This is a genomic window from Streptomyces sp. NPDC004561, from assembly GCF_053602155.1.
This window is the reverse complement of the sequence record NZ_JBSGDB010000632.1, coordinates 1-4,325: the sequence shown is the minus strand read 5'-3', so window position 1 is coordinate 4,325 and position 4,325 is coordinate 1. Positions and strand designations below refer to the sequence as shown.

Sequence of the window (4,325 nt, the reverse complement as noted above, 5' to 3'; positions counted from 1 at the left end):
GGGGCCGGACCCTCCTCGTCCGCCCGGACGGTTCCTGGGACGGCGGCTTCGGCGCCCACCCCGAGCTGGACCGCACGGTCGCCGCCGAGGCCGGCGCCTTCCTGGACGCGGGCCGCACCGGCACCCTGGAGATCGGCGAACAGGGCTCGCGCTGCGGGGCTCCGCTCACCGTCCTGGTCGAGTCCTCCGTCCCCGCGCCCCGGATGATCGTCTTCGGCGCGATCGACTTCGCGTCGGCACTGGTCCGGGTCGGCAAGTTCCTCGGCTACCACGTCACCGTGTGCGACGCCCGCCCGGTGTTCGCCACGCGCACCCGTTTCCCCGACGCCGACGAGATCGTCGTCGAGTGGCCCCACAGCTACCTGGAGCGCACCGGGGTCGACGGCCGCACCGTCCTGTGCGTCCTCACCCACGACGCCAAGTTCGACGTTCCCCTGCTGCGGCTGGCGCTGCGGCTGCCGGTCGCCTACGTCGGCGCGATGGGCTCCCGCCGCACCCACCTCGACCGCAACGAGCGCCTGCGCGAGGTCGGCGTCACCGAACTCGAACTGGCCCGGCTGCGCTCCCCGATCGGCCTCGACCTCGGGGCCCGTACGCCCGAGGAGACGGCCCTGTCGATCGGCGCGGAGATCGTCGCGAACCGGCGCGGCGGCAGCGGGGTCTCGCTGACCGGCGCGCACACCCCCATCCACCACGACGCGGCGGCGCGCCCGGCGCTGCGGATCGGCTCGGTGGCCTGACACGGGTGCGGGAAAACGGATTGCCGTGCGCGCCGGCCGCTGTGTTGCATGAGGACATGGTGTCCACCGACCGGCTGCTCGCCTTCGCGGCGCTGTCCCTCCTGCTGATCGTCATCCCCGGTCCGAGCGTGCTCTTCGTGATCGGGCGGGCGCTGGCGCACGGCCGCCGCGCCGCGCTGACCACGGTCGCCGGGAACACGCTCGGCGCGTACGTCCTCGTCGCGGCCGTGGCGCTCGGCATCGGCTCGGTCGTCGAGCGCTCCGTCCTCGTCTTCACCGTGCTGAAGCTCGCGGGCGCCGCCTACCTGGTCTGTCTCGGGATCAGGGCATGGCGGCAGCGCGGCTCGCTGCGGGCCGCGTTCGCGGAGTCCGACGGCCCGGAGCGCGGTGGTCTGCGCACCCTGTGGGAGGGGTTCGCGGTCGGGATCGCCAACCCCAAGACGATGGTCTTCTTCGCCGCCGTGCTGCCCCAGTTCGTGGACCGCGACCAGGGGCACGTGCCGGTGCAGATGCTGCTGCTCGGCCTGGTCTTCAACGCCATCGCGCTGGCCTCCGACAGCATCTGGGGCCTGGTCGCCTCGGCCGCCCGGGACTGGTTCGCCCGTTCGCCCCGGCGGCTCTCCGCGGTCGGCGGCGTCGGCGGCCTGACGATGATCGGCCTGGGCGTGACGGTCGCCGCGACGGGCCGCAAGGACTGAGGCACCGCCTGCTCAGGGCCGTCTGAGGAGCTGGTTCGCGGCCCGTCCGAACATCGCGCGGGCCGTGTGCTCCAGCACGCCGTCGAAGACACGGGGCAGGAAACGCACCCTCAGTTCCTCGCGCCACACCACCCGGCTGCGGCCGCCGGGCCCGGGCAGGACCTCGATCTCCGCCCAGCCGAGGATCACCCGGCCGCGCTTCTCCAGGCGGCACAGCCCCGGTTCGCCGTCGGCGGGCGGGCGCCAGACGGTCACCTCCATGACGTCGTCGATGGTCAGCGGGCCGACACCGGAACGGGCGACGAAGCGGGTGCCCTCCCGGGTCGGGGCGGGTGTGAGCACCCGGACCCGGGTCAGCGGAACCGCGTCGGCGTGGCGGGGCCACTCGGTGAGCCGGCGCCATGCCTCGTCCAGGGCGAGGGGGGCGGTGCGTTGGATGGAGAAGGTGGGCACGGCACGATCGTAGGCAATGGGCGCCGGTCACCTGCGCGTTCGCCCCCGCCTCACCCGGTCGGCGCAGTGCGGGGCCGTGCGGCGCGGGCCGCTTGGGACTCAGGGCCGGTACACCTCGCCGGGCACCGCCTTGCCGGGGGCGAGCAGTTGAGGGACCGTCACGAAGACGTAGCCGCGGGCCTTCAGGGCGTCGATGATGCCGGGCACGGCCGGGACGGTGCCCGGGTAGATGTCGTGCAGCAGGATGATCCCGTCCCGGGACGCCTGGTCGAGGACGCGTTCGGTGATGAGCGCGGAGTCGTCGGTCGTGTAGTCCTTGGCGGTCACACTCCACAGGACCTCGGACAGGCCCAGCTCCTTGCAGATCCGGTGCACGTCGGCGTCCGTGCGGCCCTGCGGCGGGCGCATCAGCGTGGGCTTGCGCCCGGTCAGCCGCTCGATCGCGTCGTCGGGCCGGGTCAGCTCCTCGCGTATCTGCGCGTCCGTTGTCCGGGTGAGGATCTTGTGGTCCCAGGTGTGGCTCGCCACCTCGTGGCCCTCGGCGGCCATCCGCCTGACCACTCCGGGTACTTCTCGATGTGCCGCTTGCCGAGCAGGAAGAAGGTGGCCGGGACCTTCTTCTCCTTCAGGATGTCGAGCAGCCGGGCCGAGTTCTCGCTGGGCCCCGCGTCGAAGGTGAGCGCGATGCACCTGGCCTGACGGCAGTCGACGGTGCCGAAGTTCGCCGGCGCCCCGTGCGCGGCCGCGGCGCGCGCGGGGCTCGGCGAGGTCGTGTCCACCTGGGCACAGCCGGACAGGGTGAGCGCCAGGCAGGCGGCGGCCGAGGCGAGCGCGGCCGCGCGCAACCTCAGGCGCGGTCCGCGCGTCTTCCTGGTCGCGTGCTCGGGGGCCGCAATCTTGTCGCTCGAAAGAGGCATGCCCGGACTGTACACTCGGTGTATAGAGCGCATGTGCGAATCCTCGGGGACGGCTGAGAGTCGTAGCACCATGGAGGAAGGGGCTCCGCGGAGGAGGACGACCATGCGCTTCCGGGACCGCGCCGAGGCCGGCCGGGAACTCGCCGGACTGCTGAGCGACCTGCACACGAGAGGCGACCTAGCCGACCCCGTGGTCCTGGCCCTGCCCCGCGGCGGCATCGCCGTCGCCGAACCGATCGCCAGGGCCCTCGGCGCCCCGCTCGACGTGCTCGTCGTCCGCAAGATCGGCGCCCCGCACCACCAGGAGTTCGCCGTCGGCGCGCTCGCGATCGACGATCCGCCCCTGTTCGACACCCGCAGCCTCGACCGGCTCGGGCTGACCGAGGAGTCCCTCGCACCGGTGGTGGAACGGGAACAGCGCGAACTGCGCCGCCGTGAACGCCGTTACCGCGGCGACCGCCCGCCGCCGGACCTGGCCGGCCGCACGGTGATCGTGGTCGACGACGGGCTGGCCACCGGCGCCACCGCCCGCGCCGCCCTGCGCCACGTGCGGCGCCGGGAGCCCGCGCAGCTCGTCCTCGCCGTGCCCGTCGGCGCCCCCGACTCCCTCGACCTGCTCGCCGCCGAGGCCGACATGGTGCTCTGCCCGCACCGGCCGGCCGGCTTCACCGCCGTCGGCCAGTGGTACGACGACTTCGAGCAACTCACCGACAGGGACGTGCTCGCCGCGCTGCACACGCACTAGGCGGACGACAGCGAACGGCGGCGGAGAGCCCGCCGTCCGGCACGACCCCGTGCACACCAGTGGTACCGGACGAGTACGGGGGGTAACCTCAGCAGCATGACGCGCACGGGGGAGCGAGTCGTCAAGTCGCGGTTACGGACACCGTCCTGGATCGCGCGCATCGAGGCGCCGGACGGGCAGGTGCTCGGTGCGGGGGTGCTGCTCGCCCCCGACCGGGTGCTCACCGCGGGCCATGTCGTCGTGCCCGGACACCGCTACGTCGTCCGTCTCGTCGGCGTCCCCGGACAGGGCGCCGTCACCGCCACGGTCCGCGCGGACGAGCACGTGCCCGAGTGCGAGGACGCCTTCGGCGACCGCAGCGGCGACCTCGCCCTGCTGCGCCTGGCCGAGCCGCTGCCCGCGGGGCACACCACCCGCCTCTACCGGCTCGCCTCGCCGCACGGGCCCGTGAGCATGTACGGCTTCCCGGACGGCGACGACGGCGGCCGCTGGCACGGCGCCACCCTGGTCGCCGCCCGCGGCCGGGACAGCCGGGTGCAACTGCGCCCGCTCACCCCGGGCGAACTGGCCGCCCCCGGCTTCAGCGGCGGCGGGGTGGTCGACCACGCCACCGACCAGGTCATCGGCATCGTCCTCAGCGTGGACGACGGAACGCCCTCCGAGTTCAGCCACATGAGCCCCACCGAGACCGTCCTGAGCCACCTGCCGCAGGTCGCCGCCTGGACCGACGGCGCCGAGGCCGTCGACCCGCGGCTGCGCACCGGCGCGCCCC

The 4,325-nt window shown here is 73.9% G+C and carries 5 protein-coding genes and 1 pseudogene; 4 read left to right on the top strand and 2 right to left on the bottom strand.

Annotated features, from left to right (window positions below):
* Together ACWEN3_RS42420 and ACWEN3_RS42415 are read left to right on the top strand one after the other, a co-directional pair.
* Positions 1 to 740: XdhC family protein (locus tag ACWEN3_RS42420; RefSeq protein WP_452982876.1), on the top strand; the 740-nt coding region annotated here is incomplete at its 5' end.
* A gap of 56 nt (positions 741 to 796) precedes the next feature.
* A complete protein-coding gene (locus ACWEN3_RS42415) occupies positions 797 to 1,438 on the top strand; it encodes a LysE family translocator (protein WP_452982873.1) in 642 nt (213 codons plus the stop codon).
* 12 nt (positions 1,439 to 1,450) lie between these two features.
* Here the strand turns inward: ACWEN3_RS42415 and ACWEN3_RS42410 are convergent, their stop codons facing one another.
* Both ACWEN3_RS42410 and ACWEN3_RS42405 read right to left on the bottom strand, forming a co-directional pair.
* Positions 1,451 to 1,891 (bottom strand): SRPBCC family protein, encoded by a 441-nt coding sequence (locus ACWEN3_RS42410; protein WP_452982870.1) that lies wholly within the window; start codon positions 1,889 to 1,891, stop codon positions 1,451 to 1,453.
* A gap of 99 nt (positions 1,892 to 1,990) precedes the next feature.
* A pseudogene (locus ACWEN3_RS42405) lies at positions 1,991 to 2,808 on the bottom strand (polysaccharide deacetylase family protein).
* A gap of 103 nt (positions 2,809 to 2,911) precedes the next feature.
* Here ACWEN3_RS42405 and ACWEN3_RS42400 point away from each other — a divergent pair.
* Together ACWEN3_RS42400 and ACWEN3_RS42395 are read left to right on the top strand one after the other, a co-directional pair.
* Positions 2,912 to 3,553 carry a phosphoribosyltransferase gene (locus ACWEN3_RS42400; RefSeq protein WP_452982867.1) on the top strand — a complete coding sequence of 214 codons (642 nt, stop codon included), beginning with the start codon at positions 2,912 to 2,914 and terminating at the stop codon, positions 3,551 to 3,553.
* 96 nt (positions 3,554 to 3,649) lie between these two features.
* Positions 3,650 to 4,325 (top strand): trypsin-like serine peptidase (locus tag ACWEN3_RS42395; protein ID WP_452982865.1); only part of this gene is annotated, 676 nt, incomplete at its 3' end.